The sequence below is a fragment of the Cupriavidus basilensis genome, assembly GCF_029335485.1.
GTDB classification, from domain to species: domain Bacteria; phylum Pseudomonadota; class Gammaproteobacteria; order Burkholderiales; family Burkholderiaceae; genus Cupriavidus; species Cupriavidus basilensis_E.
In genome coordinates this window covers 1-24723 of sequence record NZ_JARJLM010000084.1, presented here as the reverse complement: position 1 = coordinate 24723, position 24723 = coordinate 1, and the positions used below count along the sequence as shown (strand labels likewise).

The window sequence follows — 24723 nt, the reverse complement described above, 5'->3', positions numbered from 1 at the left end:
GCGCCCCAGGCGAACGACGTGACTCGAGATGGACGGGTGTTCCGGTCCATCGCACTGCATATTCCAATTGGATCCGAAAGTGACTGCAGGAGGCGCTCTAGTTGATGTGTCGAAGATTCGGCCGGTGCAGCCATTGGGAATCCGGGGACGACTGACCGCTCCTGGCCGGGAAGGGACCTCGGTCATCAGGCGGCCGGCCGTCGCTTCCCGATCCGTTCCGGACCGTCACGCCTCCCGAAAGCGGTCACTCATGAGTGCGTTTCGACTATGAACATGCGCGCTTGCTGGGCTTCCCGGCGTTCGGCCTTGATCGGCGCATACCTCTCGGAATTGTAGAAGGCTAGCGCTTGGGCGAGAGTCGGAAACTCAAACACGCCGGCCATCGGCAGCGGCACCTCATCCCCCTCTAGAATCTGTGCAACAGGACCGAAATGTAGAATCTGCCCGCCCGCTTCTTTTAGCGCCGCCTGAAAGCGTGGAGCGAGCGCGGCCTGCTTGGCGGAGTCGATGACGCGTAGATTGACGTGTACGTATGCTGGCATAGGTGCCTCTCATTAATAATGTATATACACTATTATGCGAGGATGGGGTTGTCAAGGAGGTAGACGTGAACGGTTTTGATCCAGAATCTTTGAAGGGCGTCGCAGCGGAGTGTCCGGGCTTCCAGGCTCGTGCAACGGCGCGCGCACTCACGCGATATTACAATGCCTGCTTCAAGCCGCTCGGGCTGACGGCCGAGCAATTCAGCCTCTTGGTTGGGATCGGTGCGGCCGAGGGGGCGACGCTCGTCGATCTTGCGGATAGGGCCGGGGTCGATCCGACCACCCTCAGCCGAAATATTCAGAATCTGGAGAGCCGAGATTTGGTCCGCGCTGAAGGCGGACGTGGCCGCGCTGGAAAGCGACTGGCTCTGACGACATCCGGGCGTCAACTCGTGGTCGATGCGTTCCCGGTGTGGAATTGGGCCAAGGCGGCACTCGCCCGTCGCATGGGCGATGCAGAACTTCGTTCGGCAAGGCAGGCAATGGCGGAGTTGGCCGAGGCCGCAGAATCCTCATGTACATGAAATGACATTTGTGGGACGAGGCTCGAGATAACCTCAGAAAAGCTAGGGGGGAACATTTCGCGCTTTACGGCTATGGCCGCTCGTGGCCGGCAAGCGACCTCCACCAGTCGTGAGCCGGTCGGCTCTTACCGACCATTTGCGACGTTCGCCCGGGTTGAGGCCTGTGACCGTTTCGGCCGAAAAGACGACATCCGGCCGGCGGGTGCGATGGCCGCGCCCGTTCCGAATGCCGTCATTCATCAGCACAGACGGTACATCCGCTCAAGAACGGAGATTCATCCTACGACCGGCGCGACAGGAACAAAAGGGCTGCCACCGCAATCACCGGCCCGACAGCAAGTGTCAGCAACGCAACCGAAAACGAATGCGTCTGCCCATAGAAGTAGCCCACCGCGAGCGGTGACATGGCACTGCCGGATTGCCAGATCGCATTGGTCAGGCCAGCGGCGGCACCGGCGGAGTTGCGGCCGGAGGCGTCGCTTATCTGGGCCATGAGCACGGGCGTATAGCCGAATCCGACTGCGCCCAGCAAGGGGGCAATCAGGTAGAACTGGCTGATCGTGGAACTCTGTCCGAAGACCATCAGCATGACGGCAAATGCGGACAAGCACAGGATGGAGATCCGCTTGCGGGCGTTGCCGTGCAAGTCGGAGAGCCATCCGAGCACCGGCTTGGCGATGACGGCGCCAATGCCGAAGGTGGCCGCAATCGAACCCGCCGTCACTGGAGTAATGCCGTATTGCCTGGTCATCAATGCATTGGCCCATGCCCCGAAGCCCACGGTGGCCCACAAGCCGCCGCAGCCCGCAATGGCAAGCAGGATGAGGTTTCGGTTCTTTAGCAGCACCAGGATGTCGGCAGCTCTGATGCGCGACATGGGCGGCTCTCCTTCGGGGGCGTCGCGCAAGACAAACCAGGCGACAGCCGCGCACGCCAGCGTGATAATCCCAAGCAGGCGAAAGGCGCTTTGCCAGCCATACCACTGCGAAATGGTCGGCACGGTGGCATTGGTGAGCACAATGGCCAGCGACGTGGCGGTTGTGTACAGGCCCATCGCGCGGCCGCGGTCCTTATGGAACCACGCCGCGATGATCTTCATGCCGGCCGAATAGTCCGCGCCGGCGGCCAGGCCCATCGCGAACTGGATGGCAATGCCGGTCCACAGGGTATGCGCGAAGCCGAAGCAGAAAGTGAACACCCCTAGCGGCACGAGTGCCAGGGTCAGTGTGGCGCGGCCGCCGAGCACGTCGGTCAGGATGCCGCCCGCGATATTGGCAAGCACATAGCCGATATAGAACGCGGTAATGAACGCGCCGAGCATCGACACCGACAGGCCCAGTGAATGACCGACCGGCGCGGCAACGCTGCTCCACGCCACGCGATCCACATAGCTGAGCAGGAACGCCGCCCACACGACCGCCAGCACCACCCAGCGGTATCGTGCCGCGTCGGCCTGGGCGGGCGACGCGGCGTCGACCGCCTTCTCCGCCATCGAAAGGCTTGTCTTCATGGTCTCCTCCATCGCGGGCGTCTGCGTGGGAGCGCTCCGCGTAGTATCAGGTGTATCGGGTACAGATGTCCGGGAATATTCCCGTGGACGGCGGCTCGGTCGTCCGCTCTTCTTGCTGCATGGTTTCACCCGGTGGCAGTTTCCTGTCGTCACCGGTCCGGCTCACAGATCCAGTACGAGCGTCGGCGACCTGGCGCGCGAGCAGCATGGTGTGAACTGATCGTTCCTCGCTTGCTCCTCGGGAGAGAGGTAGAGGTCACGATGGTCGGGTTCGCCCTCGAGCACGCGTACCAGGCAGGTGCCGCAGATGCCCTGTCCGCAGGACACCGGCACTTCCACGCCGGCGTTGGCCAGCGCTTGCGCTACGGTGTGCTCCGCCGGGACGACCACGGTCTTTCCCGAACTGGCGAGCTTTACTTCGAATGCGCCACCGGCGATATCGACGCTGGCTGCGAAGAACTCATAGTGCAGGCGCTCGTCTGCCCAGCCAAGCCGGCGGGCCGTGTCGAGCACCGCGTCCATGAAGCCCTTGGGGCCACAGACATACAGATGCACCTCGGCGCTGGCCTCAGCCAGCAGGGCCGGGATGTCGAGCCTTTGCGCCGGGTCTTCGTCGTCGAAGTGGAACTGCACCCGCTCGGCATATGGCGCGTGCGCAAGATGATCGATAAAGGCGGCGCACCGTCGCGAGCGGGCGCAGTAGTGCATGGCAAACGGAAGTCCTTCGTCCGCCAAGGCCTCCGCCATGCACAGCATCGGCGTGATTCCGATGCCGCCAGCCAGCAGCAGGTGCCGGCCGGCTTCCGGCTTGAGCGGGAAGTGATTGCGCGGTGTACCGATCTGCAGCGTGCTGCCCTCCTGTACGGCCTCGTGCATGGCGCGGGAACCACCGCGCGACTGTGCGTCGTTCAACACGGCGATCACATACCTTTGCTGCTCGGTAGGCGGGTTGCACAGCGAATACTGCCGTGTCATACCGCCCGGAATGTGCACGTCGATGTGCGAGCCGGCGGAGAACGGCGGCAGCGGCGCACCGGCGAGGTCGGCCAGTTCGAAACTGCAGATGCCTTCTGCCTCCATCTGCTTGCGCACAACGCGCACGGTGAGTTGGGATGCACCCATGACGCCCTCCTACATCACATGCAAGCCACCATCCACCATCAGCGTGGTGCCGGTGATGAACGAGGCCTCGTCGCTGGCCAACCAGAGGATCGGCCAGGCAATCTCGTCGGGCGAGGCCCAGCGCCCGAGCAGCGAGGTGTCCTGGCGCTGATCCTTGAGCACGTCCAGGCTCTTGCCGGCAGCCTCGGCGCGGCCGATATGGAAGTCCGTCAGGGTCGAGCCCGGACACACCGCGTTGGCCCGCACGCCATGCGCCGCTTCCTCAAAGGCGAGCGTCCGCGTCATGGCCAGCATGCCCGCCTTGGTTGCGTCATACAGGCCCATGCCCTTGCGCCCGGTCACAGCGTAGCAGGACGAGACGTTGACGATGCTTCCCTGGCCGGCGGCCCGCAACAGGGGCAGCGCGGCCTTGCAATAGTTCGAGGTACCCACCAGGTTGACATCGACCATGGCGTGCCACTCTTGCGGCGTGGCATCTGCCATCGCCGAATAGTTGCGCATGGCGGCGTTGTTCACCAGCACGTCCAGCCCGCCAAACTTTTCCGCCGCTTGCTGCACGGCGCGATGGGCCTGCGCTGGGTCATTCACGTTGGCCACCACGGTTTGCAGTGGCGCTCCCGGGACGCGCCCGGCAATGGCCGCGGCGGTGCGTTCCAGCGCTTCGGCACTGGCGTCGACCAGCATGACCGAAGCACCTGCCGCGCAGAACAGGCTGGCAGTAGCGGCGCCGATGCCGCCGCCGCCGCCCGTGATCAGGGCGCGTTTGCCCTGGAGTCGGTTGCGATGTTCCATTAGTGGCGCTCTCACACGGAGTAGACCGGCTGGTCCTTGCCGTCGTCCAGGTGCACGCGCGCCCAGTCCTGCGGCTTCTGGTCCTTGGGCAGCAGCACGCCAGCGGCGCGCACGCGTTGGGCGCTGGCGTCCAGCGCGGGCGGCTCGACATCGCTCTGCATGTTCGTCGCAGCCTCGTACAGCATGCGGCGGCACATCACGATCGCACGGTCGGTGGGCAGCAGCCTCTCTTTGCTGTGGTCCTGGATCGGGCCCATGCTTTCCTGCAGCGACGAATCCTGCACAGCGAAGCCGAACACGCCCGAATACGCTCGCTTGTCCTTCTGCGCCTGGCGGTCGATCAGGTAGTCGTTGTCCTTGTTGGCCTTGGTGCGCCACGTGCCTTCTTCGTATTCGTTGTGGATGCCCTTGCCGGCCTTCATGTCGGCCAGCTCCTGCTCGGTGAGCGGGCGATCGGGACGGAAGTTGATACTCCAGGCCCAGCAGTTGTGGTCGTCGATGGGCACCCACACGTGGCCGCCGAGCGCGTGCTCGCCAAACGGCGGAATCAGCGTGTACCACGGGAACAGCCACTGCGTGATGCGGTAGTAATAGGTGTCTGCGTCGCCGTTGCGGCGGCCGAACAGCGTGAGGCCGACCGGCGTCTTCTCGATCTCGAAGACCACGTTGCCGTCGGCCTTGATGTACTTCAGCGCCTCGGTGCCCTGGTGCATGGGGTCGTCGTCGACCTCGTAGCGGTGCACGTACGACACGTGGCTGGTGTCGATGCCGCCTTCCATGGCCTGCAGGTAGTTGCTCTCCTGCAGCCGCTTGGAGACGTACACGTGGCTCTCCGGCAGGTTGCACCACTCCACGTCGGGCGGAGCGGGCTGCTTGTCCTTCGGGCCCAGGTAGGCCCAGACGATGCCCGCGCGCTCGATGCATGGATATGCCTTGACGCCCATGTGCTTGCAAGCCTGCGGCGCCGAGGGCACATCCACGCAGTTGCCGTCACGGTCGAACTTGAGACCGTGGTAGGCGCAGCGGATGCCGTTCTCCTCGTTGCGGCCGAAGTAGAGCGACACGCCTCGGTGCGAGCAGAACTCATCGATCAGTGCGGCCTTGCCCTCGGTGTCACGGAACGCCAGCAGCTTTTCGCCCAGGATCTGCACGCGTACCGGCGGACAGTCCGGCTCGGCGATTTCGCTCACCAACAGCGCCGGCACCCAGTACCGACGCATCAGATTGCCCATTGCCGTGCCGGCGCCGGTGCGCACCAATGAATCCGACGTGTTCTCGTCCATCTCTACATCTCCTTGCGTTGTCCGTCTGGTGATATTGAAATCCATTCTACGGACAATTTGACAAAGGTCAAGATCAACTTTGAATACAATGGCGAATATGAAAAGCTCGAAGATGACGGGAACAGATCACATGGAAGTCGAAAAGAACCAGGACAGCGTGCGCGCCGTGGACCGCGCGTTGGACATCCTTCTCGCATTCCGTCCGGGTGACGACGCCCTGACGGTGGCGGACCTGCTCAAGCGGGTCGATCTGAGCCGGCCGACCCTGTACCGCCTGCTCAATGCGCTCGAGCACAACGGCTTTCTGGTGTCGTTCGGGGAGCCGCAGCGCTTCCGGCTGGGGAGTTCCGTGGCGCGCTTGACCTACGTGTGGGCGGCGAGCCATCGGATTGCCGATATCGCCCAGGCCCCGCTACGCCGCCTGTGGGAGGCGACCGGAGAAACCGTGGCGTTGTTCGTACCGGAGGGCGCGTACCGCTTGTGCGTAGCCGAGATCGAGAGCGCGCAACCCTTGAGCTTCCGCCGTGGCCTGGGATATCGGGAGAAGCTGGCATTAGGCGCCAGCGGGCGCGCAATCCTGGCGCATATGGACGGTGGCACTGCAGAAGCGCTCGATGCACCGGTCGATCCGGCCGAACTGGCCACCATTCGCCAGCGCGGCTACGCGGTCAGCCGCAACGAATTGATCGAAGGCGCCGTCGCATTGGCCGCGCCGTTCTTCAACGGTGCGGATCGGGTCGCGGGCTCGCTATGCATCTTCGGCCCTGGAGTGCGCCTGACCGAGGACAGGGTGTCTGCGTTCAGCCGTTTGCTGGTGACAGAGGCGGCAACGCTTTCGAAGGCCCTCGGGCAGCGATCCGCCTAAGGCCATCCAGTAGTCCAGAGCACCTCTGGTTTCGGGCAAGATCCTTGAGGTCTGATCGCGCTTGGCCTCGAGCGTCCGTCATTGATCTGTCCATGTCGCCGCGCGCCGCGCGGGGGTCTTGCCGCCGAGCGCTTCTATCAGATAATCGAGGAACGACGCAATCCGCGACGAAATCGCCGTGTTCCGGTAATAGACGGCTTGAATGGGCTGCCGCACGTCCTGTGTGTGGCGCGCGAGGATCTGCACGAGACGCCCGGATTCGCGGTCCTGCGCGGTCATGAAATCCGACAGGCAGACGATACCGGCCCCATCGAGCGCGAGCTGCCTTAGCGTCTCTCCGCTCGATGACCACACGGCCGGCGCGATGCGGTACGGCTCGCCGTCTGCGTCAAGTATCGGCCACACGTTCAGTGACTCGGGCTGATTGAAGCCGAGCAGCGCATGCTTGCCGAGATCCTCGACCTTGCGCGGCTGACCGTGCGCGTCGAGATACGCGGGACTGGCGAGAATGCGCAGCCGGCTGTTGCCGATCAGCCGGCTGTGCAGCGTCGAATCCTTCAGGCGGCCGATCCGGATCGCGACATCGGTGCGCCGCTCGAGCAGATCGATGATGCCTTCATTGCTGTTCAGCTCCAGCTCCACCTGGGGAAACCGCTCGCGATAGCCGTGCACGAGCGGCACGATCACGTGCAGCATGAACGGCGACGCGGCGTCGACCCGCAAGCGCCCTGATGGCTTCTCGCGCCGTGCGAGCATCTGCTCTTCCGCGCCTTCGACCGAGTCGATGATCGCCCGCGCATTCTGCAGGAATGCCTGCCCTTCCTCGGTTAAGGCCAGGCGGCGGGTGGTCCGGCGCAGCAGCGTAGTCTTCAGCTTTTCCTCGAGCCGCGCGAGCGTGCGGCTCGTCGCCGACACGGTGAGATCGAGCTGCTCTGCGGCCGCGGTGATCGAACCCGTGTCGACCACCGTCGCAAATGCCTGGAGTTCGTCGAGCGTGACTTTCATTGTTGATCTGAAATCAAAATATATTCGTTTATAGACCAGTTTTTCCGCAAAAGTAAAGCGGGCAAACTGCGGTCCATTCTCACCGGACCCACGGATGCCCATCATGCCACTCGCCCTGCTTGCGCTGACGATCAGCGCATTCGCCATCGGGACCACCGAATTCGTGATCGTCGGGCTGATCCCGACGATCGCGTCCGATCTCGGCGTGAGCCTGCCCTCCGCGGGCCTGCTCGTCAGTCTCTATGCGCTCAGCGTCGCCGTCGGCGCGCCGCTCCTCACCGCGCTCACCGGCCGCGTGCGGCGCAAGACGCTGCTCGCCGCACTGATGGCGCTCTTCACCGTCGGCAACCTCATCGCATGGCAAGCGCCCAGCTACGAATCGCTGATCGTCGCCCGTATTCTCACCGGCCTGGCGCACGGCGTGTTCTTCTCAGTCGGCTCGATCATCGCGACGACGCTCGTGCCGAAAGACAAGGCCGCGAGCGCGATCGCGACCATGTTCAGCGGCATGACCGTCGCGTTCGTTGCGGGCATTCCGCTCGGCACCTTCATCGGCCAGCACTTCGGCTGGCGTGCGACGTTCCTGATCGTCGCGCTGTTCGGTCTCATTGCCTTCGTCGGCGCGCTCGCCTTCGTGCCCCGCCGCCTGGCGCACACCGAACCCGCGCCGCTCGCCCGGCAGTTCCGTGTGCTGACGCAGCCGCGCCTGCTGCTCGTGTTCGCGATGACGGCAGTCGGCTACGGCGGCTCGCTGATCGCTTTCACCTACATGGCGCCGCTGCTCGAGCAGATCGCCGGCTTCACGCCGTCGCAGGTCAGCCTCGTGCTCGTCGGCTACGGCGTGTCGGTCGCGTTCGGCAACGTCTGGGGCGGCAAGCTCGCGGATCGCGTCGGCCCCGTCAAGGCGCTCAAGCGGATCTTTCTGCTGCTCGCCGTGGTGCTGCTCGCGCTGACGTTCACCGTCCACCACGCGTGGCTGGCGGTGCTGACGATGCTCGCATGGGGCGCAGTCGCGTTCGGCAACGTACCGGGCCTGCAGGTCTACGTCGTCAAGCAGGCGCGGCATTTCGCGCCGGACGCCACCGATGTCGCCTCGGGCTTCAATATCGCCGCCTTTAATCTCGGCGTCGCAGGCGGCTCGTCGCTCGGCGGGCTGATCGTCGCGCACGTCGGCCTTGGCCATACGCCGTGGATCGCCGCAGCCGTGACGCTCGGCGCGTTCGCGCTGACCGCGCTGAGCGGCACGCTTGACCAGCGCCAAGGCCTGCCCCAACGCACGGCAGAACCCGTCGAACTTGCCCACTGAACGCCATCTTGACCTCGCCCCCGATCCACACGAACCGCTGCGGCGCCATCGCGCCCGGCGCCTTCATACTTGATTTTAAGTCAAATATGTTTGTTCGCTAGCGGCGTTTATTTCATCAGTCCAAAGCGCCAGAATGCCTGGCAGATCGAACCGATCCATCCACTCCAAGGAGCACATGATGAGCAAGATTCCCGCCTTCGGCCTCGGCACGTTCCGCCTGCAAGGCCAGGTTGTCATCGACTCGGTCCGCAACGGCCTCGAAGTCGGCTACCGTGCGATCGATACCGCCCAGATCTACGGCAACGAAGCCGAAGTGGGCGAGGCGATCGCCGCTTCCGGCGTGCGCCGCGACGACCTGTTCCTGACGACCAAGATCTGGGTCGACCACTATGCGCAGGACAAGCTCGTGCCGAGCCTCGAGGAAAGCCTCGCGAAGCTGCGCACCGACTACGTCGACCTGGCGCTGATCCACTGGCCCGCGTCCGGCAACGGCGTGTCCATCGAGGAATTCATGGCCGCGCTCGCGGACGCGAAGGCGAAGGGCCTGACGCGGCAGATCGGCATCTCGAACTTCAACATCGAACTGACGCGGCAGGCGATCGCCGCGGTCGGCAAGGACGCGATCGCGACCAACCAGATCGAGCTGAGCCCATACCTGCAGAACCGCAGGCTCGTCGAATTCCTGCAGCGCGAAGGCATCCACGTCACGTCGTACATGACGCTCGCGTACGGCAAGGTGCTCGGCGACCCGTTGATCGGCGCGATCGCGCAGCGGCACCAGGCGACGCCGGCCCAGGTCGTGCTCGCATGGGCGCTGCAGCTCGGCTACTCGGTGATTCCGTCGTCGACCAGGCGCGAGAACCTTGCGAGCAACCTGCTCGCGCAGACGCTGCGCCTGAGCGATGCCGACATGGCGCAGATCGCCGCGCTCGAACGCAACGGCCGCGAAGTCAGCCCCGACGGCCTCGCGCCGCAGTGGGACTGAACGCGCCGGCTCCTTCTTCGATTTGTCTGCGGTCCGCTGGCCGCGGGCCCGACCGGACACACATCATGACCCAGGATCCTCTTTTTCAACCGCTGCGACTCGGCGCGCTGACGCTGTCGAACCGCATCGTGATGCCGCCGATGACGCGCTCGCGCGCGAGCCAGCCCGGTGACGAAGCCAACGATCTGATGGCCGCGTACTATGCGCAGCGCGCGGGCGCCGGCCTGATCGTCGGCGAAGGCACCTACGTCGCGCCGCTCGGCAAGGGCTATGCGTGGACACCCGGCATCCATACGCCCGCGCAGGTCGCTGGATGGCGCAAGGTGACCGACGCCGTGCACGCGGCCGGCGGCCATATCTTCGCGCAGCTCTGGCACGTCGGCCGGCTGAGCCACACCAGCCTGCTCGGCGGCCAGCAGCCCGTGTCGTCGTCGCCGATCCAGGCCGAAGGCGTGAAGGTATTCATCGCCGGCGAAGACGGCAGCACGCCGGGCTTCGTCCAGGCATCCGCGCCGCGCGCGCTGACCGTCGACGAGATCCGCGACATCGTGGAGCAGTACCGCGCCGCCGCCCGCAACGCGGTCGACGCGGGCTTCGATGGCGTCGAGCTGCACGGCGCGAATGGCTACCTCGTGAACCAGTTCATCGACTCGAACGCCAATACGCGCACGGACGCATACGGCGGCTCGCTCGCCAACCGCTTGCGCTTCCTCAGCGAAGTCGCGCAGGCGCTGATCGACGGCACGGGCGACGCGTCGCGCGTCGGCATCCGCCTGGCGCCGCTGACGACGCTGAACGGCTGCGTCGACGACGATCCGGAAACGACGTACCTCGCCGCGGCGAAGCTGCTCGGCGAACTCGGCGTTGGCTACGTCCACATCGCGGAAGCGGACTGGGACGATGCGCCGCTGATGCCGGTGGCCTTCAAGCGGAAGCTGCGCGACGCCTTCCCCGGCGTGCTGATCTATGCAGGCAAGTACACCGCGGAACGCGCGCGCGAAGCGATCTCCGCGGGCTGGGCCGATATGGTTGCGTTCGGCCGTCCGTTCGTCGCGAACCCCGACCTGCCCGAGCGCCTGCGCATCGGCGCGCCGCTCGCGCAGCATGACCGCGGCACGCTGTTCGGCGGCGATGCGCGCGGCCTGACCGACTACCCGATGCTGGCCGCGGCGTGAGCGCGCACAGGAGATCGATGATGATGAAGACCCTCGCGAAGCGCGGCATCTACAACCTGGAGCTGATCGACAGCCGCGCGCTCGTGCGCGACAAGGCGTGGGAATTCCTGTTCGTGCTGGGCCAGCCGCTGTACGTCGGCTCCACGCAAGTCAACATCAATCCGGTCGCGATCCGATGAGGTCCGCTACCGTTCGTTACCTTCGAGACATAGCATGAGAATCACACTCCCTTCCCGCCTCGGCTTCGGCACCGCGCCGCTCGGCAATATGTACCGGGATATCCCGAGCGAAGAGGCGCTGGCCACGGTCGATGCCGCCTGGGAAAACGGCATCCGCTACTTCGACGCCGCGCCGCTGTACGGCGCCGGCCTCGCCGAACTGCGGCTCGGCGAGGCGCTCGCGAGACGCCCGCGCGATGCCTATTCGCTCGGCACGAAAGTCGGCCGGCTGATCCTCGACGAGCACGAGGATGCCTCGCAGCGCGATCTCGGCGAGAAAGGCGGCCTGTTCCGCCATGGGCTGCCGAACAAGATCGTCTACGACTATACCGAAGACGGCACGCTGCGTTCGATCGAAGCGAGCCTGAAGCGGCTGCGCACCGATCGGCTCGACACCGTGTGGATTCACGATCCGGCCGTCGACTTCCACGGCGACCGGTGGCGCGAGGTGTTCGACGTGGCGATGTCGGGCGCGGCCAAGGCACTGACGCGGCTGCGCGACGAGAAGGTCATCAAGGGCTGGGGGCTCGGCGTGAACCGCATTGAACCGTGCGAGCTCACGCTCGACCGCGCCGATCCGGACGGTTTCCTGCTCGCCGGACGCTACACGCTGCTAGATCACGCCGACGCGCTCGCGCGGCTGATGCCGGCCTGCGAAGCGCGTGGACTCGGCATCATCGTCGGCGGCCCCTACAACTCCGGCGTGCTTGCCGGTGGCCAGCACTTCGAGTATCAGCCCGCGCCGCCGGAAATGCTCGAACGCGTCGCGCGCATGCGGCAGATCTGCGATCGGTCCGGTGTCGACATCAAGGCGGTCGCGCTGCAGTTCTCGCTTGCGCATCCGGCCGTCGCGGGCGCGATTCCCGGCGCGAGCCGGCCCGATCGCATCAGCGAGAACCTGCAACTGGCAGCGGCGCCGATCCCCGCGGCGCTGTGGGATACGCTCAAGGCCGAAGGCCTGATCGCCGGGAATGCACTGACGCCGTCCGGCGCCGAGGCAACGTCCGCATCGGCCTGAGAAGCCCGTCTCAGTAGGCGGGCGCGGATCGGGGCAGCAGGATGTCGCGCCCGACCGCGCGAATGTCCGTGTGATCGCATCGCTCGAGCGTCCAGCGAGCAGTTGGCGTCGGCAGCATGGTTTTCGCAGGATCCGGGGGCTCATATCGTCCCGCCTCGAGATCAATCGTCGCGAGCGCTGCGCGCACGATCCTTCCCAAGCTCATCTCCGCGATCGGAGTGCTGCTGGGCTTGAGCGAGAACACCAGATCCCCGGAGTAGGGCAGGGAGGCACGGCGCTCGAGCCATTTGCAGACGGCGGAGCTGAGACGAAGTCGTTCCCGCTGCGCAGCGCACCATGAAAGTGCATTGAAAGTAATAATGATTTCACAATGGCTGCGTAGCATTCCGCCGATTCCAATGCCCCCGGCCCAAGCGCCCGCGCCTCATGCTTCCTCCAAGTTCCCTCCGCGTCCTGACCGCTGCGCTGATCGGCGCCATGTTGCTGACCGCCTGCGGCGGTGGCGGCGATGCCACCACCACATCCGCGGTCACGCAGCCGCTGTCGATCCCCGCGGCGCCCAAGGACCTGGGCTTCGCCGACGCGGCACCGGTGGCCGACCAGGCCGCCGTGCTGCCCTTCGTGGACTACGCCTACACCAACCAGCGCGGCGACGCGCGCTACGCCACCAAGGAAACCAACGCCGGCGTGCGCGTGCTGACCGGCTTCCTGGACCTGTGGAAGCCCAGCACGCTGATCGTCGACGCCGGGGTCACGGCGCCCGCCAATGGCAGCTTCCCCGCCGTGGTAGCCTCCAACTGGACCGGCATTCCTGGCGACAGTACCGATGGCACCATCCTCAACGCCAGCGTGCTCGGCGCCAACATCCAATACGTGGCCAATGTGACCGCGCAACGCACCGCCGCGCAGGAACTGGCCGCCTATCTGGACGACCGCCGCAACAAGGGCTACAGCGTCAGCGACGGCCTGGGCCCGCTGACGGCCACCTGGCAGGCAGCCGCGCAACAGACCACCACCATCACCAGCATCGCCAGCGACGCCACTACCGTGCTGTACAACGACGGCGGCAACAACGTCGGCGTGGGCGGCAGCACCAACACCAGCTTCGGCACCGTGGTGGATTTTGTCAGCAACATCGGGGAGAACGGCTCCACCGAGCCGGCCAAGCGCTTCTACAAGTACGCGCGCCCGTGGCGCTGGAGCAGCAGCGTCAAGGTGATCCCCGCGCTGGCGCCGGCCAAGAGTGCCACGCCCGCCACCGATGGCGGCTTCACCAGCGGCCACACCGCCGAAGCCGTGCGCGACGCCATCGCCATGGCCTATGCCGTGCCCGAGCGCTTCCAGGAAATGGTCACGCGCGGCCTGGAATTGGGCGAGAACCGCATCATCGCCGGCATGCACTCGCCGCTGGACGTGGTCAGCGGCCGCATGCTGGGCCAGGCCACCGCCGCCGCCAGCATCGCCACCGGCGCCAACGCCGCGCGCAAGGCCGCCGCGTATGACCAGGCCCACAGCACGCTGATGGCGGCGGCCAAGACCGACACCAAGCTGGCCTTCAACGACTTCGCGCATTCCGGCACCACGGTCACCGACCGCTTTGCGGACTACGCCACCAACAAGGCCAACTACAACCGAAGAATGACCTTCGGCTTCGCGCCGATCGCCGATACCACCAAGCCGGCCGTGGTGCCCAAGGGCGCCGAGGTGCTGCTCGAAACGCGCCTGCCTTACCTGGATGCCAGCCAGCGCCGCGTGGTGCTGAAGACCACCGCAATGCCGTCGGGCTATCCGGTGATGGACGATGCCGAGGGCTGGGGCCGTATCAACCTGTTCGCCGCGGCGGACGGCTACGGCGCTTTCAATGGCGACGTGGTGGTCAACATGGACGCCAGCCTGGGCGGCTTCAACGTGCTCGACACCTGGCGCAACGATATCGGCGGCGCTGGCAAGCTGAACAAGCGGGGCAGCGGCACGCTGCGCCTGGGCGGCCAGAACAGCTACACCGGCGGCACGCAGGTCTCGGCCGGCACGTTGCAGGCCCTCTCGGCCACGGCTTTCGGCAAGGGCGACGTCTACCTCGGCGGCGGCACGCTGGCTTCCAGCGCCGACGCGCAGTTGGTGCTCGCTGGCGCCTACACGCAGCTGGCCAACACCACGTTGCAACTGGACGTGGGCAGCGGGGGCGCCGGCCGCCTCGCTGTCAGCGGCATCGCCACCGTGGCGGGCGGCACGTTGACGGTGAACTTCCGCAGCGGCTTCCGGCCGGCGATGGGGGACACCATCAGCCTGCTTTCCAGCGCCAGCCTGAAGGGCCAGTTCACCACCATCTCGGTGCCGGGCTACAAGACCACGGCCATCTACACGGCCACGGGCTTGTCGGTGCGGATCGACGGGACGGCTTGATATTCTGACAACGAAGAAGGCCGCCTTCGTGATCCGGGCGGCTTTCTTGTGTTCCGTGACGTCTCCATTGCCTGTGATTTTCTCCCATGTCTCATTCGTCGAATGGCTGAGAGGGCCGATAAGCCGGCGTTCGCAAGTCAGCGACGATTCCAGTCGTGGCACCAGTTGGCACGCAGAAACAGGTACGCGCCGAAGTTGAGCTGGCGTTCATGCGCGTCAATCAATCGCAGATCGCCCGTGTAGTCGCTCGCCACTCGCCGCAGTACCAAGAGGGCTATTGGGAGACGCGCGAGCATGCCCTGCTCGCGTCAGTGGTTGCGTCATGATTCCAGGGGGAAACCAAGCGTGAGCTGCATGTCACCTCGCATGGATTGCGGCATCAGTACCTGAATGGTCTGTACTACCGGGTGACGGGGAACTCTCGGCGATCCAAGGGGGAACGAAGCCGTCCGACGCTCTGCATCGTGAGGGGATGAAACGGGTCGTGGAGGCTACCGCCCCGCGCATTTGCCGTACAGCGCCTGCATGGAGTGCGTCCGGTCGATCATCCTCCGCGCGATGGCATTGAACGCTGGGACGGATGATTCTGACCGCTTCTGTTGTTTGATTTCACCATAGCCGGCTGAAAGATCGACATTCCATTTCTCCACAATTGGGTGGCATAGCGTGCGTCCAGGCTCGGACTCGATCTCCTTGAATCGCGTCACGAGTCCCATGAATATAAAGCGAAGCAACGCATCGGTCGGCGGTTCTCGTGCCCAGCAACTCGCTGACTTCCGCTTGATCGCTGCCGGCGAGCAACCGGCGGCGGCAGCAAGAGTTGCGTAGCACCCGCGGACCCATGTCTCGGCCGGATTGTCCTCGCGCACCCCTGTGGCCACCAAATGCCGACACAGGCGGTCCAGACACCGCAGGCGCCTGGCTTTACCCAATAGTAGTAGTCGCCATGCGTGAGCCTGAGTCGTAGATGCGTTGGGTTTGGGGCAACGGCGTCGTGGGGCAGTGTCGGCGCGCCAGGGTGGGGCGCCAACCACATCTGCCCGATCGTTGGTGTGGTCGAGGACGCGATCGACCTGATATTAAACCTAGCAAATTTGGTATCTTAAGTGTATTAAACCACCAAATTTGATGGGTAATCCTGTTTTCCTGCGATATGATGCATAATCATCCATATCTGGAGGCTTGGCGGATGTAAGGCCTCATATTTGGGGGATTAAGGATGACTGCGAACTTAACGAAGCGGTCTGGTGCGCAGGTGGCCATGCCGCGGCCGGTCGAGCGGGCATTACGGACGCTAGGACAGGATCTTTCGGCGGCGCGTCGCACGCGCCACATGACGCAGGAGGATCTGGCGGAGCGCATCGGGACGTCGGTGAACACCATCGGGCGCATGGAGGACGGTCATCCGGGCACAGCGCTACACACCTTTCTGCGCGCGCTGCACATTCTGGGGCGCTTGGACGGGATGCTGAAGGTGCTAGCACCGGACCAGGATGCGCTGGGCCTGGAACTGGCGCGAGAGCAACTACCGAAGCGCATTCACGGACGTCGAAAACCGAGTGTTGCGGTGAGTACTGCCGCCTACCGCAAGCGGGCCGGCGAGGGCGTGCCCGTTCCCGAGGCTTCCGAAACGAAGCGGGATGATCGCACTCCGAACCGTGACCGGCCAACCGACTCGGACGACTTTGAGGGCTTCTGATGGCAGGCAAGCAAGCAAAGCGACAGGAACTGGAAGTTCATCTCGGTGCCGGCGGTCAGGTGGTGGGCCGTCTGCTCTTCAGTAGCGGTAAGCGCAGCGCGTTTCGCTACGACGAGCAATGGCTCCAAAGCGATCGCTACTTTGCCGTTTCCCCGGATCTGCAGCCGGTGCTCTCCGTGCAGCACCCGGCGGGAGTGTATTTCCGTTCGCTGGAGGACACCGGCCCGGACTCGTGGGGAGAGCGCGTGATCCGCCGCGCGCACGCTAAGATGCGCGAGAAGGAAAGGGATGTGCCCCCTCTGGATCCAGTTGACTATCTGACGTGGGTCGACGATGAGGCGCGCATCGGCGCGCTACGCCTCTTCGATCCCGAGCAGCGGATCTATCTGCATGCCGCTGGCGTCCATCGGCGCGTTCCGCCCTTGGTGGAACTCGGCAAGGTGCTGCACGCGGCGCAGGCGCTGGAGGATGGCACAGAGAGCGCCGAGGATCTCCGGTATCTAATTGGGCGCGGCACGTCGCTGGGCGGCGCACGTCCCAAGTCGACCGTGCTGGATACTGACGGTTGGTTGGCCTTGGGCAAGTTTCCCAGCCAGGCGGACAAGCGCGATGTGGTCCGCGGGGAAGTGCTGGCCATGCACCTCGCCGCCAAGGCTGGCATCCGCGTTGCCGACGCCCGGGTGGCGATGATCAATGACACAGCGGTGGCGGTGATCCGGCGCTTTGACCGCACCGCCAATGGGGCGCGCATCCCGTACATGTCCGCAGCCACCATGCTGCTGGTCGACGGCCGTGAGGAAGAGCGCGCCTACACTGAACTGGTGGACGTACTTCTGAAAGAAGGCTCGAGGGCCATCGCCGACATCCGAGACTTGTGGCGCCGGCTGGTCTTCAATTTCCTCATCTGCAACACGGACGACCACCTGCACAATACCGGGCTGCTCTACGACGCACGCGGCAAGGGTTGGCGCTTGGCGCCGGCGTTCGACCTTAACCCAATGCCGGGCGACCGCCGCGAGAGCAAGACGTGGCTCACTGAGGACTCCGGCCTCATCGACAGCAAGCAGACCCTCATGGACGGCGCCCAGTATTTCCGGCTCACCCGGCAGGACGCCGCCGCGATCTGGGCCCAGGTGGAAGCGGCGGTGAGCGCCTGGCGTAGCGTAGGCTCGCAACTGGGCATGCGTAGCAGCGCACTGGTTGACTTCGCCCCTGCCATGGAGCTCCGCTAGCTGCGCCGCTGCCATTTCGCGCTTGGGCCCAGTAGCCGCGCCGAAGGGGACCTTGTTCAGTAGCGGCGACTCGCCAATGGCATACAGGATGTCAATACGACGCAGCGCTTTTCTCCTGGATTACCGCTCGCGCATCCTTCGGTGGTTAGGCTGTCCACGCTGGCGCGACAGCAAGCCCATGATGGGACCATCGGCTCGCCAGCGCTGGACTCGGCTTGTGGCGCCATGAAATCTGGATCCTGTGCAGCAGGAAGATCGGCGAACTGACGCTTAAAATCAGCGAGTCGAGGGTGGCTCAAAGGCTTGCGCTTGTACCCGCCGTAGCTGGCTCGTGGCCTGCTCTCGCACGTGGACGGGAGCGTGCGTCCGTCGAGAATCACCTGCGCTACACGCAGGGTTTCCGCAGGCCTGATTAAAAATTGAGCAGCGAAACCTTCCCTTCCCGTCTCGCGAGAGCGTGCTGCTCGGCACCCGCGACCCTCGGCGCAGCTATTGGCTCCAACCCCCAACGGTCCTCGGAGACGACGACCAGGTTTCTGCGCCTCCTTGACTCTGCGCACCTGCGTCGTGTCGATCGACATCGGGCGCGGCGGCTATCGCTTCGGTGCGCATCAGTCTGGCCCGGTGCGACCTGACCTTTTTCGATCTGCAGACCGCAGGCTGCCTTACCGAGCCATCGCCTCCATCGCTGCGTATGCTGGATGGGCGCGCAGCGCGCCCTGCGCCTGTCTTGGTTTCGCCCGCCGAAACGTCTATGTGAGCAAGAGCATGAAAATCCTGGACTTCATGCGCCCACAAACGTGAATACGTCTCATTCACTATCGGAGCATAGGTATGCGGATTACATGCACATGGACAGAGCCAAGCGTGTCCGGGCAGTTGTTTCCTTTGCCAGGTTTCCCTGCTGACCGACCTGGCTGGGCGGCGCCCTTTCATCACGGCGCTGAACGCCGCAGCGTTATTGCTTGACCAGGAGCCCGCGCAGCAGTAGTTCGAGTGCGTTAATACCCTGTGCGAGCCGCGTGTTTCCGTCGTCACCGTCCGCGATCCAGAACGCCGCTTCGGCCAGACTTCCGTAGATCAGCAATGCCAGGGCTTGCGAGTCGGCCTTGGCTACAACGCCTTGTCGCATGAGATTGTCGATCAGTCGCTGCATCGACTCGACGCAGTGGCGCTGCGAGTCCGGCGAAGCGCCACCCAGCACAGCTCTGGCATCGCGCAGCACGATGCGCTGGATTTCCGGCTCCAGTGCCATTTGCAGATAGGCACGGCAGCGGCTGCGGAAGCCTTCCCAGCCGTCCTCGGCGGTGTCGGAGATGGTTTGCAGGCGCTCATCCATCTCGGCGTCGATCTGTTCCACCACCGCCGCCAGCAAACCCTTCTTTTCGCCGAAGTGGTGATAGAGCGCACCGCGGGTCAGGCCCGCCTGCGCGGTGAGGTCATCCATCGAGGTGTCGGCGTAGCCGCGCTCGCTGAAGACCTGGCGGGCCGTCGCCAGCAGCGTGGCACGGGTTTCTTCCATCTCGGCGCGGGTACGGCGAACCATCAACGTCTCCTTACATACGGGCTGCATGATTGTTTACATTCATCGCGTATGAATATATGATTTTATTCATACGAGCTGTACGTATTGTCCCCGCACCATGCCGCCATGGCAAGCGGGCGCACCTTGGAGAACGAGATGGCCAACCCCTACCGAGGACTGTTCGCCGCACCTGGCACCAAGGGCTTTGCCCTGGCAGGCCTGCTGGCGCGGATTCCGCTGCCAATGACAGGCATCGGCATCATCACCATGCTGTCGCAACTGCGCGGCAGCTACGCGCTTGCCGGGGCCGTGTCCGCCACCTTCGTGCTGACCTACGCGCTGCTGTCGCCGCAGATCTCCCGCCTGGTGGATCGGCATGGGCAAGGCCGCGTGCTGCCAGCGGCGACGGCCATCAGCGTCATCGGCGTGCTGCTCCTGCTCGCCAGTGCCTGGTGGCAGGCACCCGACTGGACTTTGTTCGTCGGCGCCTTGCTGTGCGGCTTCATGCCCAGCATGTCGGCGATGGTGCGGGCGCGCTGGACGGCGATCTACCGGAGCCAGCCACGTTTGCAGACGGCCTATTCGTTGGAGACGGTGTTCGATGAAGTGACCTTTATCGCCGGGCCACCGATGTCGGTGGGGTTGTCGGTGGCGGTGTTTCCGCAGGCCGGGCCACTGTTGGCGGCCGTGCTGCTGACCCTTGGCGTGCTGGCTCTGGTCGCGCAGCGCGGCACCGAGCCGCCGATCGAAGCGCAGGACGGCACCACGGATTGCAGCGGTTCGGTCATCCGGTTGGAAAACGTATGGCTGCTGGCGCTGCTGATGGTGGCGATGGGCGTCATTGTCGGCACCGTCGATATCGTCAGCGTGGCCTACGCCGAGCAACTGGGGCAGCCGGCGGCCGCCAGCTTGGTCTTGTCGGCCTATGCCGTGGGTTCCTGCCTGGCGGGTCTGCTGTTCGGTGCACTCAAGCTGCAAACCCCATTGCACCGCCTTCTGTTGCTGGGCGGATTGGCGACGGCTGCGACGACGCTGCCCCTGCCGCTGGTCGGCAGCATCCCCGCACTGGCCGCCGCCGTGCTGGTGGCGGGGCTGTTCTTCGCACCCACCGTGATCGTGGCCATGTCGCTGGTCGAGCGCCTGGTGCCGGAGCGCCGGTTGACCGAAGGCATGACCTGGCTGCTGGCCGGGCTGAATGTCGGCGTGGCGCTGGGCGCGGCGGCGTCCGGCCGGGTGGTGGATAACGGTGAGGCGCGGGCTGGATTTGCTGTGGCCCTGTGCGCCGGGGCCTTGGTGCTGCTGGTGGCGATCTGGGGGTATCAGCGTCTACGTGCGCATGGCTCACCGGTACCGAATGCCGTGTGATGCCGGCTCAACCTGTTTCCCCATTTCAAGGATCTGAACCATGAGCACGCCTTCAACTGCTGCCGCAGAAACGGCAGTCCGCAACCCATGGCTGGCTGTCACCGCCGTAGGCCTTGCCACCTTCTCGGTGGTAACGACGGAAATGCTCCCGGTCGGCCTGCTGACGCCGATTGCAGACACCCTGGACACCTCCACCGGCACCGCTGGCCTGATGATCTCGCTGCCCGCACTGCTGGCGGCCCTGTTCGCGCCGCTGGTGGTGATTGCATCGGGCGGTATGGATCGGCGCAGGATTCTGTGCGGGTTGCTGGGCCTGCTGGTGATCGCCAACATCGCCACGGCATTGGCGCCGAGCATGGGCTGGATGCTGGCTGCCCGAATTCTCGTCGGCTTCTGCATGGGCGGCATCTGGGCCATCGCCGGTGGCCTGGCGTCCCGGCTCGTTCCCGGTCACGCCATCGGGCTGGCAACGTCCATCATTTTCGGCGGCGTGGCGGCTGCATCCGTGCTGGGCGTTCCGCTCGGGGCGCTGATCGGCGACTTCGCGGGATGGCGCCTGGCCTTTGGCAGTATGGCATTGCTCAGCGGGCTGGTGCTGGCCGTGCATCTTGCCGTCATTCCCTCGCTGCCCGTTGCCAGTTCGGCGACCGTGCGCCAGTTCGACGAACAGCTTCGCAACCGCAAGCTGCAAGTCGGGCTGATCCTGACGCTGCTGCTGGTGGCCGGGCACTTCATGGTCTTCACCTTTGTGCGCCCGCTGCTGTTGTCGGTGTCGGGATTCGATGCGCAATGGATCGGTGCACTGCTGTTTGCCTACGGCATCGCGGGCATTGCCGGCAACTTCCTGGCTGGCATCGGCGCGGCGCGGCGCACGGCGCTGAACTTGACGGCGATCGCGCTGGGGCTGCTGCTCACGCCGGTGCTGTTCCTGACCGTCGGTGATTCCCACATCGGCGGTGGCGTGGTGCTGCTGGCTTGGGGACTGGCCTATGGCGGCGTGTCGGTCGGCCTGATGACGTGGATGATGAAAGCCGCGCCGGGCGCCGTGGAGATTGCCACCGCGCTATATGTGGGCGTGTTCAATATTGGCATTGCACTGGGCTCGTGGGCGGGCGGCAAGGTGGTGGATGGGCTTGGCCTGACAGCCAATCTCTGGCTGGCCGGCGGATTCGCCGCCGTCGCATTGCTGCTGACCTTCGGTATCGGCCTGGCTGAACACAGAACGGATGCCACGGGTAGGCGGGCCGGTTCTACAACGGGATGACGGGACGGAGAGCGCTATGGAATTGCGTCATTTGCGCTGTTTCCTGAGCGTCGCCGGAGAACTCTGCTTCGCTCGCGGGGCCGAGCGGCTACACATCAAGCCCGCGTCGCGATCAGATCAGAGTGGGAACAGGCTTTCCACAATGAAATCGACGAACACCCTGATCTTGGGCGAGAGGTGACGACTCGACGGCCACAGCACATGGAAGGCCATGCTTTCGTTGTTGTAGTCATCCAGCACGGTGACCAAGTTGCCTTGCTGTAACTGACGGTGCACGGCGATCTCTGGGATGCAGGCGATCCCCAGCCCTTGCTCGGCGAAGCACACCTGCGGATCGAGGGTATTGGTCACCATGCTGGCCGGCAGGTCGATGGTAGGCATGTCGGCTGTGCACCCCAACGGCCAGGTATCCAGCTTGCCGGTGCTGGGAAAGCGATAAAGCAGACAAGCGTGGTTGGCCAGATCCCCCGGTTTGAGTGGGATGCCCGCCAGGCTGAAATAAGCCGGTGCGCCGACGATTACCTTGCGGCAAGACCCGATGCGGCGCGCCATCAGCCGAGAGTCGCTGGGCTCGCCGGTGCGGATCACCGCATCGAAGCCTTCCTCGATGACGTCCACCAGGCGATCCGAGTAGTCGATGTCCAGCTCGATCTCGGGGTAGCGCCGCTTGAATGCGGCCAGCTTGGGCATGAACAGCGTGCCGACCGATGGCAAGCTGATGCGCAGCTTGCCCCGTGGCGCGCTCTGGGTGTGCAGGAGCTCCGCTTCGGCCGATTCCACCTCGCAGAGGATGCGGCGGCAACGCTCCAGGAACAGCGCGCCTTCCGGCGTCAGGTTCACGGTGCGGGTGGAGCGATGGAACAACCGTACGCCCAGGCGCTCTTCCAGCCGCACGATGGCCTTGCTGACGGCCGATGCCGAAATGCCGAGTTGCTGCCCGGCGGCGGTGAAACTGCGGGCCTCCCCTGCGCGAACGAAGACGTTCAATGCGCCCAGATTGTCCATGCTCGATTCCGATTGATGACTGCTATGTCATATGTATTTGGAACTTTAGCCTGTTTTTCATTTATCTTTAGCGGCCCAAACTGTCTGGAACACTCAGGCGCGCCAATCGGCTGCGCGGTGATTGATGATGGGAAGGCTGTAAATGACGACGATGCATGCCCCGCTCAAAGGCGCGGAACGACTGCCACTGGGCGCCTTGCTAGCCTTGGCAATGACAGGATTTCTGGCACTGCTGACGGAGACGATTCCGGCAGGCATGCTTTCGCAGATCAGCGAGGGCCTAGGCGTGTCGGAAGCGCTCGCAGGCCAGTTCGTCACGTTGTATGCCATCGGCTCGCTGGTCGCCGCCATCCCGTTGACAGCGGCGACACTGGGCTGGCGGCGCCGGCCCTTGCTGATCGTGACATTGTTGGCAGTGCTGGTCTTCAACACGCTGACGGCTTTGACGTCCAGCTACGTCGTTGCCCTGGGCGCGCGTTTTCTGGCAGGCATGGCGGGCGGCCTGATTTGGGGCATGCAGGCGGGCTATGCGCGACGCATGGTGCCCGATCACCTCAAGGGACGCGCGCTGGCGGTGGCGGGGCTTGGCGCGCCCCTGGCGCTGTCGCTGGGCGTGCCTTTGGGAACCCTGCTCGGTGCCACGATGGGCTGGCGCAGCGCATTCGCAGTCATCTCGCTGCTCACGCTGGCAGTGATGGCCTGGGTCTTCCTGCAGGTGCCGGACTATCCTGGGCAGGAGGCCGAGAAGCGCGCGTCGGTGCGCCGCGTCTTCGTGACGCCCGGCGTGCGTCCAGTGCTGGCAGTTCTTGCGCTGTGGGTTCTGGCGCACAGCATCCTCTACACCTACGTGATGCCCTTCCTGGCACCGGCCGGCCTGTCAGATCGGGTCGATCTGGTGCTGCTGGTCTTCGGCGTGGCCTCGCTGGTCGGCATTTGGATCAGCGGCCTGCTGATCGACCGCATGCTGCGTTCGCTGGTGCTGCTCAGCTTGGCCGGGTTCGCATTGGCGTCCTTGGCCCTTGGCATTGCCGGCTCCCAGCCGGTTGTCATCTATCTTGCGGTCGCGGTGTGGGGCCTGACCTTCGGTGGCTCTGCGGCCTTGCTGCAGACCGCGTCGGCCGAAGCGGCAGGTCCTGGTGCGGATGTAGCGCAATCCATCCTGGTCACGGCGTGGAATATCGCTATCGCGGCTGGCGGCGTCATCGGCGGCATGCTGCTGGGAACGGCGGGCGTCGGTATTTTCCCGTGGGTATTGCTGGTGTTGTTGATTGCCGGCTTGGCGGTCGTCTGGGCATCGAGCACGCACGGATTCCCCACGAAGCCAAGGCGCGCCATAAATTGATGCCGAAAGGCGAAGGGTTAGGCACGGAACTCCGCCACCTTCGTTGCTTCGCTGCCATCGCCGAAGAATTCCACTTCGCACCGCGCCGAAATTGCCGATTTTGCGGCATACATGCCGCCGGAGGGGGCTCTCGGCGCGGTCGTCTCGATCTTCGCGCACATCGGAGGCCGCGACACCACTGGCGCCGATCGCCACTCGGCCACACTTCGTACGTTGGTATAACGTTGACCACCGCCATAGCGGCATCCGCTATGTCAGCCCATCGCAGCGGCACGTCGGCGATGACCGGAAGATCCTCGCGGCTTGGCATGAAGTCTGCCTTCTGGCCCGCGAACGCAACCCGGCTCGCTGGTCAGGCAGCATGCGTAACTGGACGCCCGTCGGCGCCGTGACGCTTAACCCTGAATGGGACTCGGTGGTGGTCATGGCGTCACAGACAATGTTCATGCTGCCGCTGTTGCCAAGCCGCTCACGAGCGGCCGTCAGCGTTGGCTTTGGGTTCGATAAACCGCTTGGAAAGCGGAAAAGGTACCAGATAGCTAT

The 24723-nt window shown here is 64.7% G+C and carries 24 protein-coding genes and 4 pseudogenes; 16 read left to right on the top strand and 12 right to left on the bottom strand.

Annotated elements, in window-relative coordinates:
- Positions 1 to 248 precede the first annotated feature (248 nt).
- Positions 249 to 542, bottom strand: a complete 294-nt coding sequence (locus P3W85_RS04900) for a DUF1330 domain-containing protein (protein WP_276263936.1) — start codon at positions 540 to 542, stop codon at positions 249 to 251.
- A 65-nt stretch (positions 543 to 607) separates the two neighbouring features.
- Here P3W85_RS04900 and P3W85_RS04895 point away from each other — a divergent pair, with 65 nt between their 5' ends.
- Positions 608 to 1066: a MarR family winged helix-turn-helix transcriptional regulator gene (locus P3W85_RS04895; RefSeq protein WP_276263935.1), complete on the top strand. Its 459-nt coding sequence runs from the start codon at positions 608 to 610 to the stop codon at positions 1064 to 1066.
- A gap of 280 nt (positions 1067 to 1346) precedes the next feature.
- Here the strand turns inward: P3W85_RS04895 and P3W85_RS04890 are convergent, their stop codons facing one another.
- The 4 genes from P3W85_RS04890 to P3W85_RS04875 all read right to left on the bottom strand — a co-directional run bounded on the left by P3W85_RS04890 (position 1347) and on the right by P3W85_RS04875 (position 5773).
- Entirely contained in the window at positions 1347 to 2576 is a 1230-nt protein-coding gene (locus tag P3W85_RS04890) for an MFS transporter (RefSeq protein ID WP_276263934.1), read from the bottom strand.
- A gap of 162 nt (positions 2577 to 2738) precedes the next feature.
- A complete protein-coding gene (locus tag P3W85_RS04885; protein WP_276263933.1) occupies positions 2739 to 3698 on the bottom strand; it encodes a PDR/VanB family oxidoreductase in 960 nt (319 codons plus the stop codon).
- Positions 3699 to 3707: 9 nt separating this feature from the next.
- Complete coding sequence (locus tag P3W85_RS04880; protein WP_276263932.1) at positions 3708 to 4490, bottom strand: SDR family NAD(P)-dependent oxidoreductase; 783 nt, start codon at positions 4488 to 4490, stop codon at positions 3708 to 3710.
- Between the two features lie 11 nt (positions 4491 to 4501).
- Entirely contained in the window at positions 4502 to 5773 is a 1272-nt protein-coding gene (locus P3W85_RS04875) for an aromatic ring-hydroxylating dioxygenase subunit alpha (protein WP_276263931.1), read from the bottom strand.
- 130 nt (positions 5774 to 5903) lie between these two features.
- On the opposite strand from P3W85_RS04875, the gene P3W85_RS04870 reads away from it, so the two are divergent.
- Positions 5904 to 6638, top strand: coding sequence for an IclR family transcriptional regulator (locus tag P3W85_RS04870; RefSeq protein WP_276263930.1), 735 nt, complete (start codon positions 5904 to 5906; stop codon positions 6636 to 6638).
- A 78-nt stretch (positions 6639 to 6716) separates the two neighbouring features.
- On the opposite strand, the gene P3W85_RS04865 is transcribed toward P3W85_RS04870, so the two are convergent.
- A complete protein-coding gene (locus P3W85_RS04865) occupies positions 6717 to 7643 on the bottom strand; it encodes a LysR family transcriptional regulator (protein WP_276263939.1) in 927 nt (308 codons plus the stop codon).
- Positions 7644 to 7746: 103 nt separating this feature from the next.
- Between P3W85_RS04865 and P3W85_RS04860 the strand changes: the two genes are divergently transcribed.
- From P3W85_RS04860 to P3W85_RS04840, 5 genes and pseudogenes are all read left to right on the top strand, one after another.
- Positions 7747 to 8949 carry an MFS transporter gene (locus P3W85_RS04860; protein WP_276263929.1) on the top strand — a complete coding sequence of 401 codons (1203 nt, stop codon included), beginning with the start codon at positions 7747 to 7749 and terminating at the stop codon, positions 8947 to 8949.
- Positions 8950 to 9127: 178 nt separating this feature from the next.
- A complete protein-coding gene (gene dkgB / locus P3W85_RS04855; RefSeq protein WP_276263938.1) occupies positions 9128 to 9934 on the top strand; it encodes a 2,5-didehydrogluconate reductase DkgB in 807 nt (268 codons plus the stop codon).
- A gap of 65 nt (positions 9935 to 9999) precedes the next feature.
- A complete protein-coding gene (locus P3W85_RS04850) occupies positions 10000 to 11109 on the top strand; it encodes an alkene reductase (protein WP_276263928.1) in 1110 nt (369 codons plus the stop codon).
- Positions 11110 to 11141: 32 nt separating this feature from the next.
- Positions 11142 to 11288, top strand: a pseudogene (locus P3W85_RS04845) (cyclase family protein); the annotation flags it as partial.
- A gap of 34 nt (positions 11289 to 11322) precedes the next feature.
- On the top strand, positions 11323 to 12345 hold the full coding sequence (locus P3W85_RS04840) for an aldo/keto reductase (protein ID WP_276263926.1): 1023 nt from the start codon (positions 11323 to 11325) through the stop codon (positions 12343 to 12345).
- A 10-nt stretch (positions 12346 to 12355) separates the two neighbouring features.
- Here the strand turns inward: P3W85_RS04840 and P3W85_RS04835 are convergent, their stop codons facing one another.
- Positions 12356 to 12730: a hypothetical protein gene (locus tag P3W85_RS04835; protein WP_276263925.1), complete on the bottom strand. Its 375-nt coding sequence runs from the start codon at positions 12728 to 12730 to the stop codon at positions 12356 to 12358.
- A 41-nt stretch (positions 12731 to 12771) separates the two neighbouring features.
- On the opposite strand from P3W85_RS04835, the gene P3W85_RS04830 reads away from it, so the two are divergent.
- Positions 12772 to 14748, top strand: a complete 1977-nt coding sequence (locus tag P3W85_RS04830) for an acid phosphatase (protein WP_276263924.1) — start codon at positions 12772 to 12774, stop codon at positions 14746 to 14748.
- Positions 14749 to 14885: 137 nt separating this feature from the next.
- Here P3W85_RS04830 and P3W85_RS04825 read toward each other — a convergent pair whose 3' ends face one another.
- Both P3W85_RS04825 and P3W85_RS04820 read right to left on the bottom strand, forming a co-directional pair.
- Entirely contained in the window at positions 14886 to 15044 is a 159-nt protein-coding gene (locus P3W85_RS04825) for a hypothetical protein (protein WP_276263923.1), read from the bottom strand.
- Positions 15045 to 15239: 195 nt separating this feature from the next.
- Positions 15240 to 15617 carry a hypothetical protein gene (locus P3W85_RS04820; protein ID WP_276263922.1) on the bottom strand — a complete coding sequence of 126 codons (378 nt, stop codon included), beginning with the start codon at positions 15615 to 15617 and terminating at the stop codon, positions 15240 to 15242.
- Between the two features lie 350 nt (positions 15618 to 15967).
- On the opposite strand from P3W85_RS04820, the gene P3W85_RS04815 reads away from it, so the two are divergent.
- Entirely contained in the window at positions 15968 to 16447 is a 480-nt protein-coding gene (locus P3W85_RS04815; protein WP_276263921.1) for a helix-turn-helix transcriptional regulator, read from the top strand.
- The gene (locus P3W85_RS04810; protein WP_276263920.1) at positions 16447 to 17679 is read left to right on the top strand and encodes a type II toxin-antitoxin system HipA family toxin; all 1233 of its coding nucleotides are present in this window, start codon (positions 16447 to 16449) and stop codon (positions 17677 to 17679) included. Before P3W85_RS04815 ends, P3W85_RS04810 begins: the two co-directional genes overlap by 1 nt.
- 278 nt (positions 17680 to 17957) lie before the next feature.
- Here P3W85_RS04810 and P3W85_RS04805 read toward each other — a convergent pair.
- Positions 17958 to 18059 (bottom strand): annotated as a pseudogene (locus P3W85_RS04805) (IS5/IS1182 family transposase); the annotation flags it as partial.
- Positions 18060 to 18246: 187 nt separating this feature from the next.
- On the opposite strand from P3W85_RS04805, the gene P3W85_RS04800 reads away from it, so the two are divergent.
- Positions 18247 to 18483, top strand: coding sequence for a hypothetical protein (locus tag P3W85_RS04800; RefSeq protein ID WP_276263940.1), 237 nt, complete (start codon positions 18247 to 18249; stop codon positions 18481 to 18483).
- A gap of 154 nt (positions 18484 to 18637) precedes the next feature.
- Here the strand turns inward: P3W85_RS04800 and P3W85_RS04795 are convergent, their stop codons facing one another.
- Positions 18638 to 19225 carry a TetR/AcrR family transcriptional regulator gene (locus tag P3W85_RS04795; protein ID WP_017229065.1) on the bottom strand — a complete coding sequence of 196 codons (588 nt, stop codon included), beginning with the start codon at positions 19223 to 19225 and terminating at the stop codon, positions 18638 to 18640.
- 135 nt (positions 19226 to 19360) lie between these two features.
- On the opposite strand from P3W85_RS04795, the gene P3W85_RS04790 reads away from it, so the two are divergent.
- From P3W85_RS04790 to P3W85_RS04780, 3 genes and pseudogenes are all read left to right on the top strand, one after another.
- On the top strand, positions 19361 to 20569 hold the full coding sequence (locus P3W85_RS04790; RefSeq protein WP_276263919.1) for an MFS transporter: 1209 nt from the start codon (positions 19361 to 19363) through the stop codon (positions 20567 to 20569).
- A gap of 40 nt (positions 20570 to 20609) precedes the next feature.
- Positions 20610 to 21833, top strand: a complete 1224-nt coding sequence (locus P3W85_RS04785) for an MFS transporter (protein ID WP_276263918.1) — start codon at positions 20610 to 20612, stop codon at positions 21831 to 21833.
- Positions 21834 to 21849: 16 nt separating this feature from the next.
- Positions 21850 to 21948: pseudogene (locus tag P3W85_RS04780) on the top strand (LysR family transcriptional regulator); the annotation flags it as partial.
- 2 nt (positions 21949 to 21950) lie between these two features.
- Here P3W85_RS04780 and P3W85_RS04775 read toward each other — a convergent pair.
- Positions 21951 to 22838 carry a LysR family transcriptional regulator gene (locus P3W85_RS04775; RefSeq protein WP_276263917.1) on the bottom strand — a complete coding sequence of 296 codons (888 nt, stop codon included), beginning with the start codon at positions 22836 to 22838 and terminating at the stop codon, positions 21951 to 21953.
- 151 nt (positions 22839 to 22989) lie between these two features.
- Here P3W85_RS04775 and P3W85_RS04770 point away from each other — a divergent pair, with 151 nt between their 5' ends.
- Together P3W85_RS04770 and P3W85_RS04765 are read left to right on the top strand one after the other, a co-directional pair.
- The gene (locus tag P3W85_RS04770; protein ID WP_276263937.1) at positions 22990 to 24180 is read left to right on the top strand and encodes an MFS transporter; all 1191 of its coding nucleotides are present in this window, start codon (positions 22990 to 22992) and stop codon (positions 24178 to 24180) included.
- Between the two features lie 205 nt (positions 24181 to 24385).
- A pseudogene (locus tag P3W85_RS04765) lies at positions 24386 to 24592 on the top strand (IS3-like element ISAzo10 family transposase); the annotation flags it as partial.
- Positions 24593 to 24723 lie beyond the last annotated feature (131 nt).

Excerpts from the sequence above, each read along its gene's own strand:
- P3W85_RS04795 (WP_017229065.1), bottom strand. The coding sequence starts at position 19,225 with ATGGTTCGCCGTACCCGCGCCGAGATGGAAGAAACCCGTGCCACGCTG.
- P3W85_RS04880 (WP_276263932.1), bottom strand. The coding sequence starts at position 4,490 with ATGGAACATCGCAACCGACTCCAGGGCAAACGCGCCCTGATCACGGGC.
- P3W85_RS04890 (WP_276263934.1), bottom strand. The coding sequence starts at position 2,576 with ATGAAGACAAGCCTTTCGATGGCGGAGAAGGCGGTCGACGCCGCGTCG.
- P3W85_RS04850 (WP_276263928.1), top strand. The coding sequence starts at position 10,000 with ATGACCCAGGATCCTCTTTTTCAACCGCTGCGACTCGGCGCGCTGACG.
- P3W85_RS04835 (WP_276263925.1), bottom strand. The coding sequence starts at position 12,730 with ATGCTACGCAGCCATTGTGAAATCATTATTACTTTCAATGCACTTTCA.
- P3W85_RS04810 (WP_276263920.1), top strand. The coding sequence starts at position 16,447 with ATGGCAGGCAAGCAAGCAAAGCGACAGGAACTGGAAGTTCATCTCGGT.
- P3W85_RS04875 (WP_276263931.1), bottom strand. The coding sequence starts at position 5,773 with ATGGACGAGAACACGTCGGATTCATTGGTGCGCACCGGCGCCGGCACG.
- P3W85_RS04830 (WP_276263924.1), top strand. The coding sequence starts at position 12,772 with ATGCTTCCTCCAAGTTCCCTCCGCGTCCTGACCGCTGCGCTGATCGGC.
- P3W85_RS04870 (WP_276263930.1), top strand. The coding sequence starts at position 5,904 with ATGGAAGTCGAAAAGAACCAGGACAGCGTGCGCGCCGTGGACCGCGCG.
- dkgB (WP_276263938.1), top strand. The coding sequence starts at position 9,128 with ATGAGCAAGATTCCCGCCTTCGGCCTCGGCACGTTCCGCCTGCAAGGC.
- P3W85_RS04825 (WP_276263923.1), bottom strand. The coding sequence starts at position 15,044 with ATGCTCGCGCGTCTCCCAATAGCCCTCTTGGTACTGCGGCGAGTGGCG.
- P3W85_RS04775 (WP_276263917.1), bottom strand. The coding sequence starts at position 22,838 with ATGGACAATCTGGGCGCATTGAACGTCTTCGTTCGCGCAGGGGAGGCC.
- P3W85_RS04860 (WP_276263929.1), top strand. The coding sequence starts at position 7,747 with ATGCCACTCGCCCTGCTTGCGCTGACGATCAGCGCATTCGCCATCGGG.
- P3W85_RS04865 (WP_276263939.1), bottom strand. The coding sequence starts at position 7,643 with ATGAAAGTCACGCTCGACGAACTCCAGGCATTTGCGACGGTGGTCGAC.
- P3W85_RS04770 (WP_276263937.1), top strand. The coding sequence starts at position 22,990 with ATGCATGCCCCGCTCAAAGGCGCGGAACGACTGCCACTGGGCGCCTTG.
- P3W85_RS04900 (WP_276263936.1), bottom strand. The coding sequence starts at position 542 with ATGCCAGCATACGTACACGTCAATCTACGCGTCATCGACTCCGCCAAG.
- P3W85_RS04785 (WP_276263918.1), top strand. The coding sequence starts at position 20,610 with ATGAGCACGCCTTCAACTGCTGCCGCAGAAACGGCAGTCCGCAACCCA.
- P3W85_RS04840 (WP_276263926.1), top strand. The coding sequence starts at position 11,323 with ATGAGAATCACACTCCCTTCCCGCCTCGGCTTCGGCACCGCGCCGCTC.
- P3W85_RS04790 (WP_276263919.1), top strand. The coding sequence starts at position 19,361 with ATGGCCAACCCCTACCGAGGACTGTTCGCCGCACCTGGCACCAAGGGC.
- P3W85_RS04885 (WP_276263933.1), bottom strand. The coding sequence starts at position 3,698 with ATGGGTGCATCCCAACTCACCGTGCGCGTTGTGCGCAAGCAGATGGAG.
- P3W85_RS04815 (WP_276263921.1), top strand. The coding sequence starts at position 15,968 with ATGACTGCGAACTTAACGAAGCGGTCTGGTGCGCAGGTGGCCATGCCG.